21 protein-coding genes and 1 pseudogene are annotated in these 25,773 nt (G+C 73.4%); 6 read left to right on the top strand and 16 right to left on the bottom strand.

Annotation, left to right across the window (positions count from 1 at the left end; all coding sequences use genetic code 11):
* Window positions 1-74 precede the first annotated feature (74 nt).
* Together ACFV18_RS07725 and purD are read right to left on the bottom strand one after the other, a co-directional pair.
* The gene (locus tag ACFV18_RS07725) at window positions 75-1,565 is read right to left on the bottom strand and encodes a hypothetical protein (protein WP_380480338.1); all 1,491 of its coding nucleotides are present in this window, start codon (window positions 1,563-1,565) and stop codon (window positions 75-77) included.
* A gap of 429 nt (window positions 1,566-1,994) precedes the next feature.
* Window positions 1,995-3,239: a phosphoribosylamine--glycine ligase gene (gene purD, locus ACFV18_RS07720; protein WP_380480336.1), complete on the bottom strand. Its 1,245-nt coding sequence runs from the start codon at window positions 3,237-3,239 to the stop codon at window positions 1,995-1,997.
* A 419-nt stretch (window positions 3,240-3,658) separates the two neighbouring features.
* Here purD and ACFV18_RS07715 point away from each other — a divergent pair, with 419 nt between their 5' ends.
* Window positions 3,659-4,444 (top strand): SLATT domain-containing protein, encoded by a 786-nt coding sequence (locus ACFV18_RS07715; RefSeq protein ID WP_380480335.1) that lies wholly within the window; start codon window positions 3,659-3,661, stop codon window positions 4,442-4,444.
* Window positions 4,445-4,588: 144 nt separating this feature from the next.
* Here the strand turns inward: ACFV18_RS07715 and ACFV18_RS07710 are convergent, their stop codons facing one another.
* The 3 genes from ACFV18_RS07710 to ACFV18_RS07700 form a co-directional block, all read right to left on the bottom strand.
* The gene (locus tag ACFV18_RS07710) at window positions 4,589-5,239 is read right to left on the bottom strand and encodes a hypothetical protein (protein WP_380480333.1); all 651 of its coding nucleotides are present in this window, start codon (window positions 5,237-5,239) and stop codon (window positions 4,589-4,591) included.
* Between the two features lie 44 nt (window positions 5,240-5,283).
* The gene (locus ACFV18_RS07705; protein WP_380480331.1) at window positions 5,284-6,180 is read right to left on the bottom strand and encodes a GntR family transcriptional regulator; all 897 of its coding nucleotides are present in this window, start codon (window positions 6,178-6,180) and stop codon (window positions 5,284-5,286) included.
* 116 nt (window positions 6,181-6,296) lie between these two features.
* Window positions 6,297-7,094 (bottom strand): carbon-nitrogen family hydrolase, encoded by a 798-nt coding sequence (locus tag ACFV18_RS07700; protein WP_380480329.1) that lies wholly within the window; start codon window positions 7,092-7,094, stop codon window positions 6,297-6,299.
* A 158-nt stretch (window positions 7,095-7,252) separates the two neighbouring features.
* Between ACFV18_RS07700 and ACFV18_RS07695 the strand changes: the two genes are divergently transcribed.
* Window positions 7,253-8,080, top strand: coding sequence for a maleylpyruvate isomerase family mycothiol-dependent enzyme (locus tag ACFV18_RS07695; protein WP_380480327.1), 828 nt, complete (start codon window positions 7,253-7,255; stop codon window positions 8,078-8,080).
* Between the two features lies 1 nt (window position 8,081).
* On the opposite strand, the gene ACFV18_RS07690 is transcribed toward ACFV18_RS07695, so the two are convergent.
* Both ACFV18_RS07690 and ACFV18_RS07685 read right to left on the bottom strand, forming a co-directional pair.
* Entirely contained in the window at window positions 8,082-9,449 is a 1,368-nt protein-coding gene (locus ACFV18_RS07690; RefSeq protein ID WP_380480326.1) for an MFS transporter, read from the bottom strand.
* An 81-nt stretch (window positions 9,450-9,530) separates the two neighbouring features.
* A complete protein-coding gene (locus tag ACFV18_RS07685; RefSeq protein ID WP_380480325.1) occupies window positions 9,531-10,757 on the bottom strand; it encodes a M64 family metallopeptidase in 1,227 nt (408 codons plus the stop codon).
* Window positions 10,758-11,017: 260 nt separating this feature from the next.
* Between ACFV18_RS07685 and ACFV18_RS07680 the strand changes: the two genes are divergently transcribed.
* A complete protein-coding gene (locus ACFV18_RS07680) occupies window positions 11,018-11,311 on the top strand; it encodes a helix-turn-helix domain-containing protein (protein WP_380480323.1) in 294 nt (97 codons plus the stop codon).
* Between the two features lie 107 nt (window positions 11,312-11,418).
* Here ACFV18_RS07680 and ACFV18_RS07675 read toward each other — a convergent pair whose 3' ends face one another.
* The 3 genes from ACFV18_RS07675 to pdhA are packed head-to-tail and all read right to left on the bottom strand — an operon-like array spanning window position 11,419 to window position 14,985.
* The gene (locus ACFV18_RS07675) at window positions 11,419-12,849 is read right to left on the bottom strand and encodes a dihydrolipoamide acetyltransferase family protein (protein ID WP_380480321.1); all 1,431 of its coding nucleotides are present in this window, start codon (window positions 12,847-12,849) and stop codon (window positions 11,419-11,421) included.
* Between the two features lie 13 nt (window positions 12,850-12,862).
* The gene (locus ACFV18_RS07670; protein WP_380480319.1) at window positions 12,863-13,837 is read right to left on the bottom strand and encodes an alpha-ketoacid dehydrogenase subunit beta; all 975 of its coding nucleotides are present in this window, start codon (window positions 13,835-13,837) and stop codon (window positions 12,863-12,865) included.
* Window positions 13,837-14,985: a pyruvate dehydrogenase (acetyl-transferring) E1 component subunit alpha gene (pdhA, locus tag ACFV18_RS07665; protein WP_380480317.1), complete on the bottom strand. Its 1,149-nt coding sequence runs from the start codon at window positions 14,983-14,985 to the stop codon at window positions 13,837-13,839. Before pdhA ends, ACFV18_RS07670 begins: the two co-directional genes overlap by 1 nt.
* Window positions 14,986-15,294: 309 nt before the next feature.
* On the opposite strand from pdhA, the gene ACFV18_RS07660 reads away from it, so the two are divergent.
* Both ACFV18_RS07660 and ACFV18_RS07655 read left to right on the top strand, forming a co-directional pair.
* The gene (locus ACFV18_RS07660; protein ID WP_380480418.1) at window positions 15,295-15,954 is read left to right on the top strand and encodes a response regulator; all 660 of its coding nucleotides are present in this window, start codon (window positions 15,295-15,297) and stop codon (window positions 15,952-15,954) included.
* A 58-nt stretch (window positions 15,955-16,012) separates the two neighbouring features.
* Window positions 16,013-17,101 (top strand): phosphotransferase enzyme family protein, encoded by a 1,089-nt coding sequence (locus ACFV18_RS07655; protein WP_380480315.1) that lies wholly within the window; start codon window positions 16,013-16,015, stop codon window positions 17,099-17,101.
* A gap of 28 nt (window positions 17,102-17,129) precedes the next feature.
* Here the strand turns inward: ACFV18_RS07655 and ACFV18_RS07650 are convergent, their stop codons facing one another.
* The 5 genes and pseudogenes from ACFV18_RS07650 to ACFV18_RS07630 form a co-directional block, all read right to left on the bottom strand.
* Window positions 17,130-18,809 carry a protein kinase gene (locus ACFV18_RS07650; protein ID WP_380480313.1) on the bottom strand — a complete coding sequence of 560 codons (1,680 nt, stop codon included), beginning with the start codon at window positions 18,807-18,809 and terminating at the stop codon, window positions 17,130-17,132.
* A 192-nt stretch (window positions 18,810-19,001) separates the two neighbouring features.
* Window positions 19,002-20,336 (bottom strand): annotated as a pseudogene (locus ACFV18_RS07645) (protein kinase); the annotation flags it as partial.
* Window positions 20,337-20,424: 88 nt separating this feature from the next.
* Entirely contained in the window at window positions 20,425-21,036 is a 612-nt protein-coding gene (locus ACFV18_RS07640) for a bacterial proteasome activator family protein (RefSeq protein WP_380480311.1), read from the bottom strand.
* A gap of 88 nt (window positions 21,037-21,124) precedes the next feature.
* Window positions 21,125-22,144: a hypothetical protein gene (locus ACFV18_RS07635; protein WP_380480309.1), complete on the bottom strand. Its 1,020-nt coding sequence runs from the start codon at window positions 22,142-22,144 to the stop codon at window positions 21,125-21,127.
* Window positions 22,145-22,261: 117 nt separating this feature from the next.
* On the bottom strand, window positions 22,262-23,230 hold the full coding sequence (locus ACFV18_RS07630; RefSeq protein WP_380480307.1) for an NAD(P)H-quinone oxidoreductase: 969 nt from the start codon (window positions 23,228-23,230) through the stop codon (window positions 22,262-22,264).
* 151 nt (window positions 23,231-23,381) lie between these two features.
* Between ACFV18_RS07630 and ACFV18_RS07625 the strand changes: the two genes are divergently transcribed.
* Window positions 23,382-24,491 (top strand): potassium channel family protein, encoded by a 1,110-nt coding sequence (locus ACFV18_RS07625; protein WP_380480305.1) that lies wholly within the window; start codon window positions 23,382-23,384, stop codon window positions 24,489-24,491.
* A gap of 447 nt (window positions 24,492-24,938) precedes the next feature.
* On the opposite strand, the gene ACFV18_RS07620 is transcribed toward ACFV18_RS07625, so the two are convergent.
* Window positions 24,939-25,166: a hypothetical protein gene (locus tag ACFV18_RS07620; RefSeq protein ID WP_380480303.1), complete on the bottom strand. Its 228-nt coding sequence runs from the start codon at window positions 25,164-25,166 to the stop codon at window positions 24,939-24,941.
* Between the last annotated feature and the right edge of the window lie 607 nt (window positions 25,167-25,773).

Raw genomic sequence — 25,773 nt, 5'->3', positions numbered from 1 at the left:
TTTGCTGGCGCAGTGTCACCCCACCGTAGCAATTTGTATCGACGAAACCGGGTTTCCCGGGATCTTTCGGAAATTCAGCCGAAAAGCCGTACCGGTCGCTCCAGCCGCACCCCGGCCCGCTCCAGCCAGGCCCGCAGCGGGCCGTCCTGGCCGGCCTCCGCGGCGGCCGCCACCGCCGGGGCCAGCCCCGCCCGGGGTGCCGCGCGGGACAGCAGGACCGGGCCGTCCAGCCAGTCCAGGCCGGGGCTCGCGGTGCCCGCGTCCACCGCGGCGCAGCAGACGGTGGCGGTGAGGTGCTCGGCCAACAGCTCGCGTCCGCTGCGCACGGGAGGCAAGGGGGGCGCGACCTCGGCGGCGCGCGCCACCCTTCCCGCCAGTGCGGCCGCCAGGGTCTCGGCCTCCCCGGCCGCCAGCCGGGCGAGCAGTTTGTCCAGCGCGGGGCCGGTGTGCGGGCGGTCGTCGCCGAGGGCGCTCTGCAGGGCGGCGGCGCTCTCCCGCCAGCCGTGGTCGACCACCTGTTCCGGGTAGTCCTCCCAGTCCAGCGGCTGCCAGCCGCCGGGCGGCTCCTCGTGGAGCAGTTCGGCGGCCAGCCGGGACACCCGGGTGTCCACCAGGCCCGGCTCCTCCAGCAGGTCGCAGGCGGGGCGGTCGCCGAGCCGGTTCTCGTAGCCGTCGGCGAGCCGGTCGCGGCGGGAGAGTTCGGTGAGCGCGGCGACCACGCCGGCGTTCAGGTGCGAGGGGTGCCGGCCGAGCCGCCAGGCGGGCAGCGCGACCCGGGTGAGCAGCCGGTCCCAGCCCGCGTAGGCGAGGCCGACCTGCTCCTGGGCGGCGATCCGCAGCCCGTAGTCGACGGCCTTGGCCTGTTCGGAGGCCCACGCGGCGACGGCGTGCTCCAACTCGGCGGAGTGCTCCCGGCAGGCGCCGAGCAGGCGCCGGTCGATGCGGTCGACCAGCGCGGCGGGGCCGCGGTGCCGGTCGCCGAGCGCGGCGTCCAGGGTGCGCAGCCAGCGGCGGGCGGCGGCGATGTCCGGATCGGCGGCGGCCGCGGTGCCGGCCACCACGGGGGCCAGCAGGGCGCGCAGCTCACCGGCCCGCATCCACCACAGGAACGGGGAGCCGATCACCAGCACCGGCGCGCCGGGCGCGGCCCGCCGGCCGGGCCGGTGCGGCTCCTCCAGCCAGCTGTCGCAGTCGGGGGTGAGCGCGATCGCGCCGGGCGCCGGAACGTCCAGCCGGTCGGCGAGCTCCTCGATCAGGCGGTAGAGCTCCGGCGCTTCCGCCCTGGTCAGCGGCACGGCGGGGGTGACCGGGGGGACGGCCCGGCGGTGCGCGCGGGCCACCACGGCGGCCAGCAGCAGCGTCAGCGCGGCGACCGCGCCGACCGCCCAGCGGATGCCGTCCCACAGGGGGGCGTCCGGTGCCCCGGGGGCGCCTATCCGCCCGGTGAACCGCCCGACCAGCAGCACCACCGCGCAGGCGGCGGGCAGCGCGGCGGCGGCCACGGCCCCTCCGCGCAGGCGCAGGACGGCCCGGGCTCGTGCGCGTGCGGTGTCCACTGCAGCCATCGCCGCGGCACCCCCTTCGCAGCCGACTCGACTCGATCAATTCCGGTACGGGAAGCGGCGGGTGCCGAACCCGGTGGTACGACTCGCGTGGCGCTTTCCTGCCAGTCTCGACGCCCCGGTACGGGAGGGTGTTCCGGAACTCCCGGGAGACCACCCGTCCTGGTGACACCGCGGCGGAACGCGCCACCGCTCCCAGCATCCCCCGGGCGCGTCGAGCCGACGAGCCGCGCCCGCGCCGGTGCCCCCGCCCCTGCACGATGCAGCGCACCCTACGGCGCCCGCTCCGGCCCCGTCAGCAGGATGACCAACAGATCACCCGAAGGACTGCTTTTTCGACCCGTGGCCCGCTCCGCCCCGACCCGGGAAACGCCGCGGGGCGCTGCGTCCGGACGGGTCGGTCCGGACGCAGCGCCCCGTGGACGGGCCTTCTTACTGCGCGGCCCTGGCCGCGATGTCCGTGCGGTGCTGGGCGCCCTTGAAGGAGATCTTCGACAGGCCCGCGTACGCCTTGGCCCGGGCCTCGGCGAGGTCGGCGCCGGTGGCGGTGACGGACAGCACCCGGCCGCCCGCGGTGAGCACCTCGCCCTCGGCACCGGCCTTGGTGCCCGCGTGCAGCACGAACGCGGTGCCGTCGGCCTCCGCCTCGTCCAGGCCCTCGATCGGGTCACCGGTGCGCGGGTTCGCCGGGTAGCCCTCGGACGCCATCACCACGGTGACCGCGGCGCCCTCGTCCCAGCGCAGCGGCTCCAGTTCGGCCAGCGTGCCGTTGGCGGCGGCGAGCAGCACGCCGGCCAGCGGGGTGCGCAGCCGGGCCAGCACCACCTGGGTCTCCGGGTCGCCGAAGCGGGCGTTGAACTCCACCACCCGGGTGCCGCGCGAGGTCAGCGCCAGGCCCGCGTACAGCAGACCGGAGAACGGGGTGCCGCGGCGGCGCAGTTCGTCGACGGTCGGCTGAAGAACCGTCTCCAGCACCTCCTCGACCAGGCCCTCGGGGGCCCACGGCAGCGGGGTGTAGGCGCCCATGCCACCGGTGTTGGGGCCCTGGTCGCCGTCCAGCGCGCGCTTGAAGTCCTGCGCGGGCACCAGCGGCAGCACCGTGGTGCCGTCGGTGATCGCGAACAGCGACACCTCCGGGCCGTCCAGGTACTCCTCGATCACCACGCGCTCGCAGCCCTTGGCGTGCTCCAGGGCGGCGGCGCGGTCCTCGGTGACCACGACGCCCTTGCCGGCCGCCAGGCCGTCGTCCTTCACCACGTACGGGGCGCCGAACGCGTCCAGCGCCTCGGCGGCCTCCTGCTCGGTGGTGCAGACGTAGGACCGCGCGGTCGGGACGCCGGCCCCGGCCATCACGTCCTTCGCGAAGGCCTTGGAGCCCTCCAGCTGCGCGGCCTCGGAGCTCGGGCCGAACACCGGGATGCCGGCCGCCCGCAGCGGGTCGGCGACACCGGCCACCAGCGGGGCCTCCGGGCCGACCACCACCAGGTCGGCGCCCAGCTCGCGGGCCAGCGCGGTGACCGCGGCGCCGTCCAGCTGGTCGACGGGGTGCAGGGTGGCCACCCGCGCGATCCCGGCGTTGCCCGGGGCGCAGTGCAGCTCGGTGACGGCGGGATCTTGGGACAGGGAGCGGCACAGGGCGTGTTCGCGGGCGCCGCCGCCGATGACGAGGACCTTCACGAGCCCAGAGCCTAGTCGGTGGCCGGTTCCGCACCGTCGGCGGCTCCGTCCGGCCCCCGAAAGCCGGACGAATCCGGCGGGCCCGGGCACGGAAAAGCACCGGGCCTGTTCGAACAGCCGCGCAGTCACACCGACAGCCCCGGTTCACCTCGCTCGGAAGGGTGAAATCCGGCCGGGCAGCACAACCCTCCGACCTTGGCTTCCGGAGGTGAAATCACATAACGATCACTGCGGAAGCGCCCCCACGATCAGCCATTTGGCGGTAAGAAGTGCTGTTGGACAAGGACCCGGCCGCAGACCGTGCACGGCACCATGGGCGGCTCCGCCGAACTCCGTCCACACCGGATCCCGATGTCCGCACCGTCAGTCCCGGTACCCGCCGGGCCTCCGCAGTCACCCCGCCACAGGGAGCGCCACAGGTGAGCCAGCCGGAAATGCAGCCCGAGGAGAGTCCTTGGGGCAAAGAGGTCGCCGATGACGACCAGAGCGCCCCGGGCTCCGGCGGACGGATCCCCACCCGCCGCCGCACCGACCTGAGCGCGCGTCAATTCCCGCTCGGCGACTGGGGCGAACCGGCCGAACGCCTCGAAGAGCTCTACCGCTGGTCGGAAGAACGCGCCGTCGAGGCCATCGAGTGGTACCGCCGCGACCGGGTCTGGAAGCGCCGCTGGGCCCGCCTCCTCCGCAAGGCCGCCGCCGTGTTCACCGTCGGCGGCGTCACGGCCCCCATCATCTCCCTCACCGGCGTCCTTCCGCACGCCCTGGAGTGGGGCTACGCCGGCCTCGCGCTCGCCGCCGCCTCGCTGGTCGCCGACCGCGCGTTCGGACTCACCTCCGGCTGGATGCGCGACGTCTCCACCTCACAGGCGCTCCAACGCCGCCTGGAAGCCTTCCAGTTCGACTGGGCCTCGGAGTGCGTCCGGGAAGTCCTCGGCCCCACCGAAGGCACCGCCGGCGAGGCCGCCGAACGCTGCCTCGGCGTGCTGCGCCGCTTCTGCGAGGACGTCTCCGAGATGGTCCGCACCGAGACCTCCGAGTGGATGCTCGAATTCCGCGCCGGCATGACCCAACTCCCCACCCAGGCCCCCGGCACCTGGGGCGGCCGAACCGAGAGTGGCACCGGCGCACAGGTCCGCGTCCTGCCCCCTCCGGGCACCCGGCCCACGATGCCACGACAGCGTCCCCCGGAGGGGCCCCTGCGCTAGTGCACGTGTCAGTGAGGTCGCACGCACATGCAGGTCATTGTCCTGCGTCGCGACCTTACTGACGGGTGCCTTCCGCTTCGCGCAGTTCCCCGCGCCCCTGGTTGTGCTCTCCCTGGTTTCGCAGCTCCGCCCTTCCCTGATCCCTTACGCGAAGACGATCATCGAGGACTGCGCCACGCTGCGTGTCGCCGCCGAGTAGAGACCGGCCCAGGCGTGGCGTTCCCTTGCGAAGGGGTGCTGGAAGTCGTCGATCGGGGGGCCGAAGGGCTGTTCCAGCTGGGTGGGGCCCAGGGGGCGGGTGGGGGCCGGGGGGTTGAGGGGGTCGATGCCCAACAGGGGGGCGACCGCCTGGAGTTCGCGGAGCAGGCCGTGCGAGGATCCCAACGGGCCGCCCGCGGCAAGGAGTTCGTCGGCGACCAGCGGAATCGCGAAGTCCACCGGGATGTACGCCCCGGCGTGGTCGAAGTGCCAGACCAGGTGCGACTGTTCGGCGGTGGCCTCGAACATTTCCAGCAGCTGTTCGTAGTCGGAGCCGAGCGCGTCCACCGGCGCCACCTCGAAGCCGGTGAGCCCCAACAGGTAGGCGCGGCGCAGGAAGTGGAGCGAGTCGTAGTCGAACGCGGCTATCGTCTCGACGTCGCCGGTGAAGCCCGGTACGTAGGGGTTGACCGGAACGGGCGGCAGGCCGTGCTGGGCGAGCACCCCGTTGTAGCGGTCGAGGTCGTCCCGGAACGGGTTCTCGGGGCTCTGGGTGAGCACGTCCACGAGCGGGACGAGCCAGAGGTCGCAGGCCATGGGCCGGCTCATCCTCTCGGGTGGCGGGGCAATGGGCCCCAACCCTACCGGCCCGTGGCGGGCTCTCCGCGCCCCGGTCGGAAGGACCGGGTGAAGCGGCCGGGTGGTACGAACCTGGGCAGTGGCACCCGGCCCAATCCGACGGCGCCGTGCGGCGGTTGGGGGGCGTCCTCGCTGGTCTCCTGGGGAGCTGCCGGCGCGTCGGCCGGCGCCGTCTCGCGCAGCAGTCGTAGGACGGAGAACCCGTCGAGCGGCCGCCCGAGCAGCCGGGCGAGCAGTTCGATGGTGAACAGGTTGTAGTGGTTGACCAGCCGCCGGGCGCCGTCGTGGTCGCGGGCCTCGATCCGGTCGACGAGTTCGCCGTGCCGGTCCCACAGGGCGCCGACCAGTCCGTCGGCGGCCCGCAGGTGCGGGGCGGCGAACATCCAGGACTGGACGCGGAGCCGGCCGAGGTAGTCGGCGATCCGCTCGTTGCACAGGATGACCGCGGCCTCCTCCCAGAACCGCAGGTCACAGCCGACCAGGACATCGAGGTGGGCGGCCCGGGCGGCGCGGGTGGCGGCATCGGCGCGGCGGCGCAGCGAGACGGTCCGCGACCAGTCGTAGGAGTCTTCCCGGTTGCCGAGGTGACGCAGCGCGTTGTCGGTGAGCAGGGCCCGGGCCTCGAAGATCTCCAGGTAGTCGTCCCAGTCGAACTCGGGGACGGTGAAGCCGCGGTGGGGTTCGCTGACCAGCAGGCCCTGGGCGGAGAGATCGACCAGGGCTTCCCGGGCGGGGGTGGCGGAGACGCCGTAGATGTCGGCGATCTCCTTGACGGTGAAGTTGCGGCCGGCGGGCAGCCGGCCAGTCATCATCTCGTCGCGCAGGGCGTCGGAAATCTGTTCACGGAGACTGTTGCGCCGGATCAGGGCGCGGCCGCTCCCGGCTCCCGCAGCGTTCATCGCCGCTCCCCCTCTCCGGGTCGTGCCGACCGCGGCCAAACCCAGTTCCCAAAACGGGCACAGATTACCCCGGAATGGTCAATCCGGACCAAGGTACGGCAAAATGCGGCGAAATGTCAGCGTTGTACGGGTGCCGGAATTCCGAGCAGCCGGTCCCGGTGGACCGGGAACTCGGTGCGGCACTTGGCGACTTCGGCCGGGTCGAATTCGACGCTGAGCACCTGCTCGTCGGGCCCGGCCTCGGCGAGCACCCGGCCCCACGGGTCGACGGCCAGGCTGCGGCCGGCCTGTTCGACGCCGCCGTGGGTGCCGGCGGTGTTGCAGGCCAGCACGTAGGCCTGTTCCTCGACGGCGCGGGCGCGGGCCAGCAGATTCCAGTGCTCGGCGCGCCGGGCGGGCCAGGCGGCGGGGATCACCAGCAGTTCGGCGTCGGCGTCCAGCAGGGCCCGGAACAGTTCGGGGAAGCGCAGGTCGTAGCAGGTGGCCAGGCCCAGGGTGGCGAAGCCGGCGTCCACGGTGACGATCTCCTGGCCGGCGCCCATCACGACGGCCTCGCCGGCGTCGAAGCCGAAGCGGTGGATCTTGCGGTAGGTGCGGACCAGTTCGCCGTCGGGGGCGAACAGCAGCGAGGTGTTGTAGATCGGCCCGTCGGGGTCGCGTTCGACGATCGAGCCGGCGTGCAGCCAGCAGCCGACCGCCCGGGCGGCGGCGGACATCGTCTCGGCGGTGGGCCCGTCGAGCGGTTCGGCGCCCTCGGACCAGGCGTCGTGGGCGAAGCCGCCGACCGGCCACAGTTCGGGCAGCACGACCAGATCGGCGCCGTCCTGGGCGCGGACCAGCGCCGCGGCCCTGGCCCGCCGCTCGGCGGCCGGCTCGGCGTCCGAGACCGCGAGTTGGATCAATGAAGCGCGCACAGTACCACCGTCCACGACAAGAGTCCTACGATCGTCACCCGAAAGCGCTGCCTTGCTCTCACCCGGCAGCGTAACGTGCCGTATGCGCGTCCGTGCGGAGGTCTCGGCAGCCCGGGCGACGTGGGACGACGCAAGCCGACGGAGGGCCGGAGATACCCGTGACGGACAACCAGACCGTGCAGGCGTACACCGATGCGTGGACGCAGTCGATCGAGTCCATATCCGAGCTGCTCGCTCCCTTGCCGACCGACGCGTGGAACCGGGCCACCGAGTGCCCGGGCTGGTCGGTGCGCGACGTGGTGTCGCACATCATCGGCGTCGAGTCGGACATGCTCGGCGACCCCCGGCCGATCCACGCGCTGCCGCGCGACCTGCGGCACGTCACCAACGACTTCACCCGGTACATGGAGCTGCCGGTCGACAAGCGCCGCTGCTGGACGCCGGTGGAGATCACCAGCGAGCTGGAGTACACGGTGATCCGCCGCTCCCGGGCGCTGCGCAACTCCCGCCACGGCGCGGAGGACCTGGTGCGCTGGCCGGCCGGCCCGCTGTCCCGGGAGCTCCCGTACGCGACGGTGCTGCGGCTGCGCGCCTTCGACGTGTGGGTGCACGAGCAGGACCTGCGCCGCGCGCTCCAGGAGCCCGGCAACCTGGACTCCCCGGCCGCCCTGGTGACCCGCGACCTGCTGATCGAGACGCTGCCGAAGCAGGTGGCCAAGGAGGCGGGCGCGCCGATCGGCAGCACGGTGGTGTTCGACGTGGCGGGTGCGATGCCGTTCCAGCGCACCGTGCGGGTCGGCGCGCACGGCCGGGGCACCCTGGACGAGTCGGTGGCACCGGAGCCGGACGTGCGGCTGGCGATGGACTGGCAGACCTTCGTACGGCTGTGCTGCGGCCGGGTCCGCCCGGAGACGGCGCTGGTCAACGTGATCGGCGACCAGGAGCTGGGCCTGCGGGTGCTCGCCCATCTGACGAGCACCCCCTGACTCAGGCCGCGGCCACCTTGCGCCGCAGCCGCAGGATCATCGCCGTCCCGAGCAGCAGCGGCACCAGCTGGAAGCAGAACGCCAGCTGGTAGGCGTGCGCGCCGTAGCTGTCGCTGCCCGGGTCGGCCAGCGCGTCCAGCAGTACGCCGATGCCCAGCAGGGTGATCATCGAGCCGAGGAAGCCGCCCATGTTGGCGATGCCGGACGCGGTGCCCATCCGCTCGGGCGGGTTGTGGGCGCGGGCGTAGTCGAGGCCGATCAGCGAGGCCGGGCCGTTGCTGCCCATCACCAGCACCAGCACCACCAGCAGCCACAGCGGCGGGTGGCCGTGCGGCCAGGCCAGGGTGACGGTCCAGCAGAGCGCGGTGGCGCCCAGCACCGTGAAGGTGACGGGCAGCCGCAGCGCGGCCGAGCGGGAGATCAGTCGGCCGAACAGCAGGCCGAACGCCATGCTGCTGAGGACCAGCAGGCTGAGCAGGCCGCCCGCGCCGGCCCGGGACATGCCCTGGCCCTCGACCAGGTAGGGCAGCCCCCACAGCAGGCCGAACGCGTTCGCCGGGAACGCCGTGGTGAAGTGCACCCACAGGCCGAGCCGGGTGCCGGGCTCGGACCAGGCGGCCCGGATCAGCCGCCCGACCGGCAGCCGCCCGCCCTCCCGCGGCACCGGGGCGGGCGCCCCGGGCGGGGCCTCCCGCAGCAGCGCCAGCACGGCAACGAACACCAGCGCGCCGGTCACCGCGATGGCGCCGAAGGTGGTGCTCCAGCCGGCCGTGTGCAGGGCCTGCGCGAGCACCACGGTGGTGAACAGGTTGCCGCCCATGCCGGCCAGGCCGGTGAGCTGGGCGACGAACGGGTTGCGGGCGGCCGGGAACCAGCGGGCGGCGATCCGCAGCACGCTGATGAAGGTCATCGCGTCGCCACAGCCGAGCACCGCGCGGGAGGCCAGTGCGGGCCCGAACGCGGTGGAGAACGCGAACGCCAGCTGGCCGGCGCTCATCAGCGCCACGCCCAGCAGCAGCACCCCGCGCGGGCCGATCCGGTCGACCAGCAGGCCGACCGGGATCTGCATCCCGGCGTACACCAGGACCTGGAGGATGGAGAAGGTGGACAGGGCGGAGGCGCCGATGCCGAACCGGGCGGCGGCGTCCAGGCCGGCCACGCCGAGGCTGGTGCGGTGCACCACGGCGAGGACGTAGACACTGACACCGACCGACCAGGCGACCCAGGCGGCGCGGCCGCCGGGCGGGTGCGGGAACGCGGATCGGGGGGCGGCGTGGGGCTCGGCTTGCCGATCGGCTTGGGCGTCGGCGGTCTGACGGGGAGCGGGTACGGACAGGGACGGTGCGCTGGGGGCGGGGTCCACGCTCATAGTGGAACCAGGCTAGTCATCCCATCACCTGACCTTTTGGTCAGGGTGCGAACCTGGCGCGAAACCGCCGCCGCCCTTCGCTCAGCCGGTGATCGTCCAGCTCACCGACTCGGTCATGTACTGGGCGCGGAACGCCTCGTCGCGGACCCAGTCGGTGGTGTCCTGGACGGTCGCCGTGACGGTGTGCCGGTGACCGGGCGTCAGCGCCAGCGTGGCGGTGTCCAGCCAGGTGCCGTCCGCAGTGCCGGCGTCCACCGGCTTCCCGTCCAGCGACCAGGTGATCCGCAGCTGCCGCGGGCCGGTCAGGGCCAGCGGCCGCACGTGCAGCTTGGGCCGGCCGGACACCTGACCGGGGGCCGGTTCGGGGTCGTCGGCGGGCTTCACCCGGCGGTACAGCTGCTCGATGATCGCCTCCCGGGAGGGCAGGTTGTACGCCCCGCCGAGGGTGCGCATCACCGAGTCCTCGGTCGGCCGGTACAGCCCGTTGGCGCTGCGGTAGGCACCCACCGGGCCGCCGCCGTCCGGGGAGAGGGCGCCCAGCCAGCGCCACCACTTGACCTTGTCGCGCGCCATCTCCTCCGCGTCCACCAGGGAGAGGTTCGGGTAGTCGGGGTCGCTCGGGGCGCTGTCGTACTCGTCGCCCAGCAGGCCGATGGTGTGGCCGATCTCGTGCTGGATGATCCGCCCGGCGTCCGGGCTGCCGCCGGCCAGGGTGGTCACCCCGGTGCCGCCGGCCCCGCCGTACTCGGTCGAGTTGGCCAGCGCTATCAGGTACTGCGGGCCCTCGCCCTGCCCGGCCCAGCGGGCGGTGGCGTCCTCGTCCGCGCACAGCAGGCGGGCGGTGCCCTCGCACCAGAAGTGCATGCCCAGCGGGGTGTCGGGGTTCTTCCCGGCGCTCTCGGTCTCGGCTATCCCGGAGACCGGGGACACCACGTCCACCCGGCGTATGTTGAACAACCCCTGGTAGGTGCGGAACGGCTCGATGTCCAGCAGCGCGTGCCAGGCCCGGTCCGCCTGCTCGTGGAACAGCTGCAGCTGGGCCTCCGTGTAGCCGTCGCCCAGCAGCACCAGGGTGATCCGGTTGGCCGGGTCGCCGGAGGTCCGCAGGTCCACGGCGGGCGCGCCGGGGGCCCGCAGGTCGGGGCGGGCGGCGGGCGGCGCGGGCCGGTCCGGTCCCGGCAGCGGCGGGCCGATGACGGTGGACGGCGAGGGCGAGGCCAGCTCCACCACGACGGGCAGCACGGCGGTGGCGACCAGCGCCAGGGCGGCCGCGGAGCGCATCACGGGGCCGGGAGCACCAGGCGGCATACGCGGGAATCCTCGCTGCGACGACACCCGGCCTGACTGCGCGGGTGGCTGGTCGCACAGACGTACCCATCGCCGCCCGGGGCCCGGCGGGGACGGCGCGAAACTCCCTCGGGCGGCGCAATGCACGCCCTGCCCCGAGGGACCTCGAAAATCACCGGAGAATCACCGGAGGAGAACGATCGGAGCAGTCAATTCCGAATGCCCGCACCGCAGTTGAAAACGGCGAACGATCCGCCGCCCGGCGGGATACCCTGCCGAACGTGAACCACCCAGGGGGGAAGGCGGCGGACATGGAGAACGGGCCGGACACGGATCCGCGCAGGGCATTCGGACAGGCCCTGCGGACACTTCGACAGGGGGCCCGGCTCACCCAGCAGGAGCTGGCCGTCAAGGCGGGGCTGGGCATCCGCACCCTGTCCGACCTGGAACGCGGCACGGCCGGCCCGCGCCCGGCGACCGCCGTGCTGCTGTCCGCCGCGCTCGGCCTGGACCGCCCGGGCACCGAGGCCTTCCACACCCTGGCGCACGCCGCCTGGCGGACCGCCCGGGGCTGATCGCCGCTCAGCAGGCCGGAACGCGCCTGAACGCGCCTGAACGCGCCGGGCCCCGCTCCGCGGACGGAGCGGGGCCCAGCGGCCGGGGCGGATCAGCCCCAGGTGATTCAGCCCCAGGTGATCAGGCGCTTCGGGTACTCCAGGATCGCGGCGACGTCCGCCAGCACCTTGGAGCCGAGCTCGCCGTCCACCATCCGGTGGTCGAAGGACAGCGCCAGCGTGGTGACCTGCCGCGGCACCACCTTGCCCTTGTGCACCCAGGGCAGTTCCCGCACCGCGCCGAAGGCCAGGATGGCGGCCTCGCCGGGGTTGAGGATCGGGGTGCCGGTGTCCACGCCGAACACGCCGACGTTGGTGATGGTGACGCTGCCGCCGGACATGTCCGCCGGGGAGGTCTTGCCCTGCCGCGCGGTCTCCACCAGCTCACCGAGCGAGACGGCCAGCTGGGAGAGGGTCTTGGCGCCGGCGTCCTTGATGTTCGGGACGATCAGCCCGCGCGGGGTGGCCGCGGCGATGCCGAGGTTCACCGCGCCCCGGATGACGATCTCCTGGGCGGCCTCGTCCCAGCTGGCGTTGATCTCCGGGTGGCGCTTGATCGCGGTGAGCAGCGCCTTGGCGACCAGCAGCAGCGGGCTGACCCGCACCCCGGCGCCCAGTTCGCCGCTCTCCTTGAGCTTGCGCACCAGCTTCATCGTCCGGGTCACATCGACCTGGACGAACTCGGTGACGTGCGGCGCGGTGAACGCCGAGGCCACCATCGCCTGCGCGGTGGCCTTGCGGACGCCCTTGACCGGCACCCGGACGTCCCCGGCGGCGGTCGGCACCGGCAGCACGGGCTGCTCGGCGACCGGCTCGGCCACCGGCGCGGCGGCCGGCTCGACGACCGTCTCGGCGGCGGTGGCGGCCGCGGCGTGCACGTCCTCGCGGGTGACCACGCCGTTCGGGCCGGTCGGCCGTACGGTGCGCAGGTCGATGCCGAGGTCCTTGGCGAGCTTGCGCACCGGCGGCTTGGCCAGCGGGCGCTCGCCCTCCGCGACCACGGCCACCGGAACGACCGGTGCGGCGGGCGCGACCGGCGCTGCGGGAGCGGCCGGCGCTGCGGGAGCGGCCGGAGCCTCCGGAGCGGTGGCCGCCGTGCCGTTGGTGCGGCGGGCCCGGCGCTGCACCGAGCCGGTGCGCGGGCCGTAGCCGACCAGCACCTCGCGGCGCTCGGGCTCGGGCTCGGCCTCCGCCTCGGCGGCGGGCGCGGCGGCAGCGGGTGCGGCCTCGGCCGGGGCGGCACCGGCGACGGCCACCGCGATGATCGCGGTGCCGACGTCCACGGTGGCGCCCGCCGGGAAGTGCAGCGCCTCGACCACGCCGGTGAACGGGATCGGCAGCTCGACCGCGGCCTTGGCGGTCTCCACCTCGCAGACGACCTGCCCGTCGGTGACGGTGTCGCCCGGCTTGACGTACCAGGTGAGGATCTCGGCCTCGGTGAGTCCCTCGCCCACGTCGGGCATCTTGAACTCGCGGAGCACGGTGGTTCCGTTGGTCATCTTCGTTCCCCGCTCAGTACGCGAGCGCGCGGTCGACGGCGTCGAGCACACGGTCGAGGTCGGGCAGGTAGGTCTCCTCGACCCGCGACGGCGGGTACGGGGCGTGGTAGCCGCCGACCCGCAGGATCGGCGCCTCCAGGTGGTAGAAGCAGCGCTCGGTGAGCCGGGCGGCGAGCTCCGCGCCCAGGCCGAGGAAGACCGGGGCCTCGTGCACCACGATGCCGCGGCCGGTGCGCTTGAGGGACTCCTCCAGGGTGGGGAAGTCGATCGGCGACAGCGAGCGCAGGTCGATCACCTCCAGCCGGCGGCCGTCCTCCTCGGCGGCCTGCGCGGCCTCCTGGCAGACCTTCACCATCGGCCCGTAGGCGATCAGCGTGGCGTCGGTGCCGGGCCGGACGATGCGCGCCGAGTGCAGCGGCAGCATCGGGTCCTCGCCGACCTCGCCCTTGTCCCAGTAGCGACGCTTGGGCTCAAGGAAGATCACCGGGTCGTCCGACTCGATGGCCTGGCGCAGCATCCAGTGCGCGTCGTGCGCGTTGGACGGGCTGACCACCCGCAGGCCTGCGGTGTGCGCGAAGTACGCCTCGTGCGACTCGCTGTGGTGCTCCACCGCGCCGATGCCGCCGCCGAACGGGATGCGGACGGTGACCGGCATCTTGACGTGGCCGAGCGCGCGGGCATGCATCTTGGCGAGCTGGGAGACGATCTGGTCGAAGGCGGGGTACACGAAGCCGTCGAACTGGATCTCCACCACCGGGCGGTAGCCGCGCAGCGCGAGGCCGATCGCGGTGCCCATGATGCCGGACTCGGCGAGCGGAGTGTCGATCACCCGGTCGTCGCCGAAGTCCTTCTGCAGGCCGTCGGTGATCCGGAAGACGCCGCCGAGCTTTCCGATGTCCTCGCCCATCAGGACGGTCTTCGGGTCGCTCTCCAGCGACTTGCGGAGCGCGTCGTTGAGCGCCTTGGCAATGCTGAGCTGACCGGCCATCAGTGGTGCTCCCCACCCTCGAAGGAGGCGGCGTACGCCTCGTACTCGGCGCGTTCCTCGTCCACCAGCGGATGCTGCTCGGTGTAGACGTGGTCGAAGATCAGGGTCGGGTCGGGGTCGGGCATCGACCGGACGCCCTCCCGGACGCGCAGGCCCAGCTTCTCGCTCTCGGCCTCGACCTCGGCGAAGAACGCCTCGTCGGCGAGGCCCTCCTTCTCCAGGTGGGCCTTCAGCCGCAGGATCGGGTCCTTGGCCTTCCAGGCCTCGGCCTCCTCGGACTGCCGGTAGCGGGTCGGGTCGTCGGAGGTGGTGTGCGCGCCCATCCGGTAGGTGAACGCCTCGACCAGCACCGGGCCCTGGCCGGTGCGGGCGTGGTCCAGCGCCCAGCGGGTGACCGCGAGGCAGGCCAGCACGTCGTTGCCGTCGACCCGGACGCCGGGGAAGCCGAAGCCGGAGGCGCGGCGGTACAGCGGGATGCGGGTCTGCACGGTGGTGGGCTCGGAGATCGCCCACTGGTTGTTCTGGCAGAAGAACACCACCGGCGAGTTGTAGACCGAGGCGAAGGTGAAGGCCTCGTTGACGTCGCCCTGGCTGGAGGCGCCGTCACCGAAGTAGGCGATCACCGCGTCGTCCGCGCCGTCCTTGGTGATGCCCATCGCGTACCCGGTGGCGTGCAGGGCCTGCGCGCCGATCACGATGGTGTAGAGGTGGAAGTTCTTCTCGTTCGGGTCCCAGCCGCCGTTGTTCACGCCGCGGAACATGCCGAGCAGGTTCAGCGGGTCCACGTCGCGGCACCAGGCCACGCCGTGCTCACGGTAGGTGGGGAAGGCGTAGTCGCCGGGGCGCATCGCCCGACCGGAGCCGACCTGGGCGGCTTCCTGGCCCAGCAGCGAGGCCCACAGGCCGAGCTCGCCCTGCCGCTGGAGTGAGGTGGCCTCGGCGTCGAAGCGCCGTACCAGCACCAAGTCCCGGTAGAGCGCACGCAGCTCCTCGGGCGTCACGGTGAGCGGGAAGTCCGGGTGCTCGACCCGGTCGCCCTCCGGGGTGAGCAGCTGGACGAGCTCCGGTGCGGCGGAGCCGGCACTGGTTTTGTCAGAGACGCCGGGGGCGGCCTTCTTGCGCGCCCTCGCCGTGCTTTTGACGGTCACGTTCACTCCCTCGGTCTGTCCGGCCGCCCGGGGTCGCCGGTGGCCGGTCCGGTCGCCCTCCCGGCTCGCGCGCGTGGGTGTGCGCGCCAGTACGGGCAGGCGGTGTTCCCTTTCCGACGGCGTCCCTCACGAGAACGTTACCCAGCGGCACCCCTTGGCGCTCTTGCGCTAGGACGTCCTAGTTGTTCTCCGGTGGGGAAACCGCCTGTGACGCGGCTTACCGCCCGGTCAGGACACCAGCGCACGGTATCCGGGCGCGGCCCGCTGCGAAAGGGGGTAACGCCCATCGATTTGTGCGAGGCTTTGCAAATGACTGATAACGGACATATCAGGGTGTTTCTCCTCGATGATCACGAAGTGGTCCGTCGGGGCGTGCACGAGCTCCTCTCGATGGAGGGCGACATCGAGGTGGTCGGCGAGGCCGGCACGGCCGCCGAGGCGCTCAACCGGATTCCGGTGGTCCATCCCGACGTGGCGGTGCTGGATGTCCGACTGCCCGACGGAAACGGGGTCGAGGTGTGCCGGGAGATCCGCTCCCGGTACCCGTCGGTGAAATGCCTGATGCTCACCTCCTTCTCCGACGACGAGGCACTGTTCGACTCGATCATGGCGGGCGCCTCCGGATATGTCCTGAAAGCGATCCGCGGCACCGACCTGCTCTCCGCGGTCCGCGACGTCGCGGCCGGCAAATCCCTGCTCGACCCGGTCGCCACCAGCCGGGTGCTGGCCCGGCTGCGCGACGGGGGCGAGAAGGAGGACGAACGCATCGCGCAGTTGACGAAACAGGAGCGCCGCATCCTCGATCTGATCGGCGAGGGGATGACGAATCGGCAGATCGGCAATGAGCTGCACCTGGCCGAAAAAACCGTAAAAAACTACGTCAGCAGCCTGCTGGCGAAGATGGGCATGGAGCGCCGCACCCAGGCCGCCGCGTACGTCGCGCGCCGCCGCGCGGGCGGGCAGCACTGAGATCACACCGAACACGCTGTGTCAAGTCGCTATCACGCCGAGTAATACGCTCTGCTCCGTGACGTACGGTCAGACCATCTCCCTCGCGCCGGCCCGCCCGGACGCCACCGCTCCCCCCATCGGCACCCTCAGCCCCCCGGTCGCGCACGCCGCGGTGGCCGGGGTCCTGCGCGCCTACCCCACCGCACCGCCCGGCGCGGTCACTCCGGTGGCCGAAGGACTGCTCAACCGGGGCTACCGGATCGCGGCCACCGACGGCGCCACCTACTTCCTGAAGTGCTACGTCGACCGGGCCACCGCCAACCGGCCCGCCGTCCTCGCCCAGCACCGCGCCACCACCGAGCTGGCCGCGCTCGGCCTCCCGGTGCCGCCGCCACTCGCCAACCGGGACGGCCGGACCGTCACCGCGTACGGCGGCCGGCTGTTCGCGCTCTACCCGTGGGTGCCCGGCAGCCACCGGCACGGCACCGAACTCGCGCCCGCCCGGTGCGGCGAACTCGGCACCCTGCTGGGAGCACTGCACGGCGCACTCCGCGAGGTCTGCGCCCCCCTGCGGCAGCCGGACCGGGTGCTCAGCGCCGAGGCCGAGGAGACCGAGCGGATCGTCGCCGAGCTGCGCGACCTGGCCCGCGCCCACCGCCCCTGCGGGCCGTTCGACCGGCTCGCCGAGCAGCGCCTGACCGAGCGACTGGACCTGCTCGCCGCACACCGGCACCGCCGCCCCAACCCGACCGCCGCCCCGCCCACCGGCTGGACCCACGGCGACTTCCACGGCCTGAACGTGCTCTACCGGGGCGACACCGTCAGCGCCGTCCTGGACTGGGACAAGCTCGCCCCGCACCCGGTCGCCGAGGAGGCGGTGCGGGCCGCCACGCTGCTGTTCAACGACCGCACCACCGGCGTCCTCGACCTGGTCCGGGTCCGGCGCTGGGCCCGCGCCTACCGGGCCACCGGCGCCGCGGACGCCGAACAGGTCGCCGCCGCCGTGCACCGGGTGTGGTGGGAGCGGCTGAACGACCTGTGGATGCTGCAGTGGCACTACCAGCGCCACGACCACCGGGCCGACCCGCTGTTCCCGGCCTCCGCCGGGCAACTCACCTGGTGGTGCCAGGACTACGAGCAGGTCATGGACGCGTTCGCCAACTGACCTGCCCGTGGCCCGTCCTGGCCTCCGCTCAGCCCGTCTGCGGCTGCGCCCCGACGCCCGGGCTGGTGCTCGGCCTGGTCACCGGCGGGGCGCTGGAGCTCGGGCTGGCCGGCGGCGAGCTCTTGTCGCCGGACGCGCTCGGCGAGGGCGACGGCTTCGTCGAGTGCGAGGGGCTGGCCGAGGCGGACGCGGACGCGCTGGCGGAGGCGGAGGCACTGGCCGAGGGCGACCAGCTCGGCTGCTCGCTCTGGCGGCCGGTGCCCTGGCTGCGGGTCGGCGGGGGGCTGGTGGGCCGCTCCGTCTGCTCGCCGGGGGACGGGCTGCCGGTGGAGTGCACCTGGGTCTTCGGGTCCTGATCCTGGGACTTGTTGTTGTCGCCCCCGTTCGCGGTCAGCGCCAGCGCCACCCCGATGGTGGCGGCCAGCACCAGGGCCACCGCGCCCAGCACCAGGCCCCACGGGTTGCGGCGGGGCCGCTCCTTCACGTCCTCGCCGCCGTCGTGGTCCCCGCCGCCGACGGCCGGGTACGGGCGCGCGGGCGTCTGGTAGCCCGAGGCCATCGGATACGGCAGCGCCTCGGTCCGGGCGGCACCGTCGCCGACCGCGCCCAGCACCGTGGTCGGCGCGGCGGAGCCGCCCGCCGGGGTGCTGTCCCAGCCGCCGGCCCCGAGTACGGCCGTCTCGGCCGGGTAGCCCGCTGCGGCCGCGCCGTGCAGCTGCCGCAGCGCGTGCTGCACGTGGGCGCGGAACTCGTCGGCGCTCTGGAACCGGTCGTCCGGGTTCTTCTCCAGCGCCCGCAGCACCAGCGCGTCCAGCTGCGGCGGCACCCGGTCGTTCGCCCGGGACGGCGGCACCGGCGCGTCCTGGACGTGCTGGTACACCACCGACAGCGGGGTCTCGCCGACGAACGGCGGCCGCAGCGTCAGCAGTTCGTACAGCATGCAGCCGGCCGCGTACAGGTCGGAGCGGTGGTCGACGGCCTTGCCGAGGGCCTGCTCCGGCGACAGGTACTGCGGGGTGCCCATCACCATGCCGGTCTGCGTCATGGTGGTGGCCGCGCCGGTCAGCGCCCGGGCGATGCCGAAGTCCATCACCTTGACCGCGCCGCCGTTGGTGATGATGACGTTGGCGGGCTTGATGTCCCGGTGCACGATCCCGTGCTGGTGGCTGTACGCCAGCGCCTCCAGCACCCCGGCGGTGATGATCAGCGCCTGGTCGACCGGCGGTGCCTCCTCGTCCACCAGCAGCTCGCGCACCGTCCGGCCCTCGACCAGCTCCATCACGATGTACGGGGTGGACTCCCCGCCGTGGTGCTCCTCGCCGGTGTCGTAGACCGCCACGATCGAGTGGTGGTTGAGCGCGGCCACCGAGTGTGCCTCGCGGGTGAAGCGCAGCCGGGCGGTGTCGTCCTCGGCGAGTTCGGAACGCAGCAGCTTGACCGCCACGGTGCGGCCCAGCCGCAGGTCCTGGGCGGCGAGCACCTCGGCCATGCCGCCGCGGCCCAGCCGGCCGGTCAGCCGGTAGCGGCCGTCCCCGACGGTGGGGAAGGGAAGTGCGCCGCCCCGCCCGGACGTGGCCGCCCCGACCGGCAGTGCCTCGGTCGGTCCGGTGACCTCGGCGGCCCGGCCGTCACCCTCGTCCCGTGCGTCCCGCGCCGGGACGTCCCGCTGGTCCGCCCCGCCGTCGTCCGGTCGTTCGCTCTGACCCATCGCTCCTCGCCCCGGGCATTCGCTCGGCGCGCGTTCGCCCTGTCGGTTCCGTCCTCAGAACGCTACCGTCTCGCGCCCGCCGGTGTGGCACGGGAGGGCGGGTGCGGGGGCTCACAGCGGGCTCCGCGAGCCCACCCGGGGCGGAGTTCGAGCACGGAGCACTGCCCGGGCTCAGTAGGTCGAGGTGCTCGCTCCGGCCGCCGCGATCGCCACGATGATGACCGCAAGAATCACCACGCCGACAATCACACCGACCACGATCAGCGCGGTCGAACAACCATTGCTGTTGTTCGCCGGCGGCGGGTACGGCATCGGCATCGGAGCCGTCATCGGACCGGGCATCGGCGGACCCGGCATCGGCTGCTGCGGGAACGGCGGCGGCGTGGTCTGCGGGAAACCCTGCTGGAACTGCGGCTGCGGGAACGGCTGCGGCGTCTGCGGCGCCTGCGGGAACGGCGGCGGCGTCTGCGGGAACGGCGCCGGGGTCTGCGCGTACGGCGGCGGCGTCTGCGGCCCGGGCGCCGGCTGGTACGGCTGCGGCGGCGGAGTGCCGCCGCCCACCGGCGGGAAGTTGGTCAGCGACGGCGAGGCGTGCACCGACCGCGGCCCCTCGCCGATCACCAGCGGGGTGGACGCCTGCAGCGGCGTGTTGCCCTGCTCCCCCGCCGCGACCCGCTCCACCTCCTCGCGCATCGCCTCCGCCGTCGCGAACCGGTGCGCCGGATCCTTGCGCAGCGCCTGCGCCACCAGCGCGTCCACCGCGGGCGCGACCGCCCCGTTCAGCGTGGACGGCGCCGGCGGGGTCTCCTGCACGTGCTTGTACGCGATCGAGAACGCCGAGTCGCCGTCGAACGGCAGCTGCCCGCTGAGCAGTTCGAACAGCATGCAGCCCACCGAGTACAGGTCGGACCGGGCGTCCACGCTCTTGCCGAGCGCCTGCTCCGGCGACAGGTACTGCGGGGTGCCGACCACCATGCCGGTCTGCGTCATCGACGTCACCCCGGACTGCAGGGCGCGCGCGATGCCGAAGTCCATCACCTTGACGACGCCCTTGGTGGACACCATCACGTTCGCCGGCTTGATGTCGCGGTGCACCAGCCCCTGGTCGTGCGAGGCCTCCAGCGCCGACAGCACCGCCGCGGTGATCTTCAGCGCCTGCTCGGTCGGCATCGCGCCGCGGTTGGTCACCTGCTCGTCCAGCACGTCCTTCAGCGAACGGCCCTCGACGAACTCCATGACGATGTACGGCGTCGCCGTCCCGTCCGGCCCGACGTCCTCACCGGAGTCGAACACCGAGACGATGTTGGTGTGCTGGAGCCGGGCCACCGCCTGCGCCTCGCGCCGGAACCGCTCCTTGAACGAGGCCTCTCGGCCCAGTTCGGTGTGCAGCGTCTTCACCGCGACCTGACGGTCCAGCACCGTGTCGTAGGCCAGGTGGACGGCCGCCATGCCGCCCTGCCCGAGCAACCGCTGCAGCACGTACCGGCCGTGGCCGAGCGAGTGGCCCTCCGTGGTGCCCTCAGTCATGGTCCAGCTCCCCCTCGGCGTGCCGTACTTCCGGACAGGGGCCAGGGTAGCGGTTCGGGGCCGCGCCGCAGCGCGGCCCCCGAAGCCGTTACAGGTACGGGCCGGAACGGATACCGCGGCCCGGGCCCGGCTCCTCCAAGTCCCCCTCCACGCCGTGCAGTCCCGGCGGCAGCGCCCGGCGCATCTGCTCCAACTGCGCCCGGGCCGCCATCTGCTGGGCGAACAGCGCGGTCTGGATGCCGTGGAACAGGCCCTCCAGCCAGCCCACCAACTGGGCCTGGGCGATGCGTAGTTCGGCCTCGGTGGGGATGGTGCCGTCGGCGAACGGCAGCGACAGCCGCTCCAACTCCTCGACCAGCTCCGGCGCCAGGCCCAGCTCCAGCTCCTTGATCGAGCTGGCGTGGATGTCCTTCAGCCGGGCCCGGCTCGCCTCGTCCAGAGGCGCCGCCCGCACTTCCTCCAGCAACTGCTTGATCATGCTGCCGATCCGCATCACCTTGGCCGGCTGCTCGACCATCTCGGTCACCGGCAGCTCACGCGGCTCGTCGCCCTCGTCGCCCCGGCCGAGCCCGCCGACCGGCGCGGTGCCCACCGCCATGCCGTCCGGTCCGACGATCAGCACCGTCGGACTGTCCTCGGACTTCCCGCTCGACGCCTGGTGAGGCTCCTGCTCCGACCGCTCGTTCATCGGGTTGGTCATAGCTCCTTCATATGCTTCGTCCACCGCGAAGGTCAACGCGCCTGGTACCCGGATCGTCCCACCCGGCGGGTACCCGCGTCGCACGGCCTCACCGCCGGCGCAGCTTCACTCCGACCAGGCCGAGGCCCAGCCCGATCATGCCCAGTCCGACGCCCAGCGGCAGCTGATTTGCGGACGGATCGCCCGACGGCAGCGGCCCCACCGGAAGCACCGGGCCGGCCATCGGCGCCCCGCCCGCGACCACCGCGTCCTCCCCGCCCGGCCCGGCCGGGGGCAGGGCAGCTTCCTCTTCACCTCCCCCGACCGCCCTCGACCCGGCCTGCGCGCCCGCCACGTCCGGTGTGCCCGTCCCGGGCACCGCCTGCTGCCCGCCGTCCCCGCCCGGCCCGTCCGCCGACGGCTCCGGCTGCGCCGCGGCAGGGGCCGGGGGTGAGGTCCTGGCCGGGGCCGGGGGCATCACCGGCTGGTGATGGTGCGCCCACCCGGGCCGGCCCGGCTCCGGGGAGTCCGTCGGTTCCTCGCGCGGCGGCGCCGGGGACTCGGCGGAGGGTTCTTCGGACGGTTCGGTGGCCGACGACGGCTCCGCGGAGGCCGAGGGCTCGGGCGACGCGGACGGCTCGGGCGGCTCCGCGACGGGCTTCGGGGGGTGGGACGGCCCGGCCGGTTCTGCGGGGACGGGGGCGGGTGCGGGGCTCGGGGTGGGGCTCGGCGAGGCTGCCGTCCGGGTCGCGCTCGGGACGGCGGGCACCGGGACCGGCACGGGAACGGCCGGCTGGACCGTCCCGGATATCGCGCCGTCGGTCGGCGCCTCCGGCTGCACGGACTGCCCGGACTGCCCGAACTCCCCGGCCGGGACGGTCTGGGCGACCTGCTCCGCCGCCTGTTCGCGCGCGGCGTCGAACTCCGCCTGCACCTGCTGCCCGGCGGCGTCCAGCCGGGCCTGGATCTGCTGGCGGGTATCGGCCGCCGGATCGACGGCGAAAACGGGGGCGGACAACAACAGCGGCAGCGCCAGGCCGGTCAACGCCGCTCTGCGGAGCAGCACGCCGGGGCGGGCGGTGGGGGTGCGGCGCGGGGCCGGGGGCACGAGGCAGCGGCGAGCGAGCATCGAAAGCAGGTCCTCCCGACGGCCGTCCGCACTCGGTGCGGACGGAGGCGGAACAGCTTCCCACCAGACTCACACACCGGGACATTCCGGGCATTTCCGCCGCCTCGGAGCCCGGGCTCACACCTCCAGGACGACCTTTCCGACCTGGGTACCGGCCTCGACCACACGGTGCGCCTCGGCGGCATCGGTGATCGGCAGGACGCGGTCCACCACGGGGCGGACCACACCCGCCTCGACCAGTGGCCAGACATGCTCGCGCACCGCGGCGACGATCGCCGCCTTCTCGGCCAGCGGGCGCCCGCGCAGGTTGGTCGCGATCACTGCGGCTCGCTTGGACAGCAGGGTGGCCAGGTTGAGCTCGGCCTTGATGCCGCCCTGCATGCCGATCACCACCAGCCGGCCGTTGACCGCGAGGGCGTCCACATTCCGCTGCAGATACTTGGCACCGACGATGTCGAGGATGACGTCGGCCCCGCCGAGCGCGGCGATCTCCGCCACGAAGTCCTGCCGGTGGTAGTCGATCAGCACGTCCGCACCGAGTTCGGCGCACCGGGCGAGCTTCTCCGGGCTTCCGGCGGTGACCGCGACCCGGGCACCGACCGCCTTGGCCAGCTGAATCGCCATGGTGCCGATGCCGCTGGCCCCGCCGTGCAGCAGCACCGTCTCGCCGGGGCGCAGGTGCGCGACCTGGAAGACGTTCGACCACACCGTGCAGGCCACCTCGGGCAGCGCGGCGGCCTGGATCAGCGTCAACCCCTTGGGAATCGGCAGCAGTTGACCGACCGGGACGGCCACCTGCCGGGCGTAGCCGCCACCGGCCAGCAGCGCGCACACCTCGTCGCCGACCGCCCACCCGGCCACGCCGGGGCCGAGCGCGGCGATCCGGCCCGCACACTCCAGCCCGGGATAGGGCGAAGCTCCGGGCGGCGGGTCGTAGAAGCCCTGACGCTGCAGCAGATCGGCCCGGTTGACCGCAGTGGCGGCGACCTCGACCAGCACTTCGCCGGCCGCCGGAACGGGATCGGGCACCTCGGCCCAGACCAGCCGTTCGGGACCACCGGGCTCGGGAATCGTGATGGCTCGCATGGCCGCCACGCTACGCCCCCACCCCCGGGACACCCCGCCCACCCGCCGTCAACAGGCAGTCCGTCAAAGGCCGGCGCCCGGGCTGGACAGGCTGGCGACACTCCGCCCCCGGGGTCCGTCGGGGGCGCCCGCACCCCCCATCCTTGTGCCTGTGTCGAACTCCAACCCGCCCGACGACCCGGGTGCCCGACCGTCCCGTCTGACGCTCAGCCGTTTCCGGGACCAGGGCACCGAAGACACCGACCCCGCCCGCCGAATCGCGCTGCCCGCCCGCCGGACCCGTCCGCCGACGCGGCAGGTCGCCCGCCGCCTGCTGCTGGCCCTGGGCGTGCTGGTGGTGACCACGCTGATCGTGTACCTGGACCGCGACGGCTACAACGACAACGCCGACACCTCGGTCAGCTTCCTCGACGCGGCCTACTACGCCACCGTCACCCTCTCCACCACCGGCTACGGCGACATCACCCCGGTGAGCGACAGCGCGCGGCTGGTGAACATTTTCGTGATCACGCCGCTGCGCGTGGTCTTCCTGATCATCCTGGTCGGCACGACGCTCGAAGTGCTCACCGAACGCACCCGCCTGCAATGGCGGATCGAACGCTGGAGGCACACCGTGCGGGACCACACCGTCGTCATCGGCTACGGCACCAAGGGCCGCAGCGCCGTGGACACCCTGCTCGGGCAGGGCGTCCCTAAGGACTCCATCGTGGTGGTCGACCCGCAGGCCCGGGCGATCGACCAGGCCACCCACGACGGCCTGGTCGGCGTACTCGGCGACGCCACCCGCACCGCGACCCTGATGCGCGCCGAACTGCCGCGCGCCGCCCAGGTGGTGGTCGCCCCCGAACGCGACGACACCGCCGCGCTGATCACCCTGACCGCCCGCCAGCTCAACCGGGGCGCCACCGTCGTCGCCGCCGTCCGCGAGGACGAGAACGCCCCACTGCTCCGCCAAAGCGGCGCCGACGTGGTGGTCACCTCCTCCAGCTCGGCCGGCCGCCTGCTCGGCATGTCGATGCTCAGCCCCAACGCGGGCGCCGTGATGGAGGACCTGCTCACCTACGGCAACGGCCTGGACGTCGCCGAACGCCCGGTCACCAAGGCCGAAGCCGGACTGAGCCCACGCGAACTGCCCGACCTGGTGGTGGCCGTGGTCCGCGGACGCCGGGTACTCAACTACACCGAACCGGAGGCGGCGGTACTCCAGCTCACCGACCGCCTGATCGTCATCAAGCCGGGCACACCCGTCGTCCCGCAGTGACCTGACGGTTCCACGTGAAACACCCGCCCGGTCGGGTCCCGGCAGCGCCCCGACGCGTTCCCCCGCCACCGGACCGCCGGGCGACAGCGCGGCAAGCCCGGCCGTGAGTGCCGAACGGGGCGGAGCCGGATGCCCGGGCAGCCCGGCGATCCGACCGACCGGACACTGCACGATTCCACGGCCGAGGTCCACTGGCCGGTTCGCTGCTCGACTCTCACGCGGAACACCCGCCCGGCCGGTCAGGGCAGCGGCAACACCTCGACGCACTCCCCCGCTGCCAGACCGCCGGGCGACAGCGGGCAAACCCGGCCGTGAGTGCCGGACGGGGCGGAGCCGGGTGCCCGGGCAGCCCGGCGATCCGACCAGCCGGACACTGCACGGTTCCACGGCCGAGGTCCACTGGCCGGTTCGCTGCCCGGCTCTCACGCGGAACACCCGCCCCGCCGGTCAGGGCAGCGGCAGCACCTCTGCACGCTCCCCCGCCGCCAGACCGCCGGGTGGCACCACGGCAAGCACCTCCGCCAGGGCCAGCACGCGCAGCATCGCCGGGCCGTCATGCGGCAGCGGGGCAAGGCCAGCCGGGGTTGAACCGGATACCCGGCCCGGCGCCAGCGCCCGGATCGCCCTGGCAGCCCCTCCGGGCAGAACCCGCGCCATCCTGACCACCGGTTTCACGTGGAACATCCGCCCGGCCAGTCACGGCAGCAGAACCTCCGCACGCTCCCCCGCCGCCAGACCACCGGGCGGCACCACAACCAACGCCTCCACCAGAGCCAACCCACGCGGCATCGCCGGGCCGTCGTGCGACAGCGGGGCCAACCCGGCCGAGGTGTGCCGAGCGGGGTGGAGCCGGGTGTCCGCCGGGTGCCCGGGGCAACGAGGCAGCCACGCCGCAATCGATCCGGCGAAGCTGCGCGATCCGACCGGTCAGGCAGCGCGCGGTTCCGCGGCCGAGGTCCACCGGCCGGTTCGCTGCCCGGTTTTCCCAGCGCGGGTTCCACGTGGAACATCCGCCCCGCCGGTCAGGGCAGCGGCAGCACCTCTGCACGCTCCCCCGCCGCCAGACCACCGGGCGGCACCACGGCAAGCACCTCCGCCGGGGCCGCCCGCGCAGCATCGCCGGGCTGTCATGCGGCAGCGGGGCAAGCCCGGCCGGGGTGTGCCGAGCGGGGTGCAGCTGGGTATCCAACTGGTGCCCGGACAGCCTGGCGGCCAGCATCCCGATCGCCCCGGCAGCCCCTCCGCACGCTCCCTCCGCCGGGGCCGCCCGCGCAGCATCGCC

This window comes from Kitasatospora sp. NPDC059673 (assembly GCF_042734215.1).
Taxonomy (GTDB): domain Bacteria; phylum Actinomycetota; class Actinomycetes; order Streptomycetales; family Streptomycetaceae; genus Kitasatospora.
This window is presented reverse-complemented; position numbering and strand designations above follow the sequence as displayed.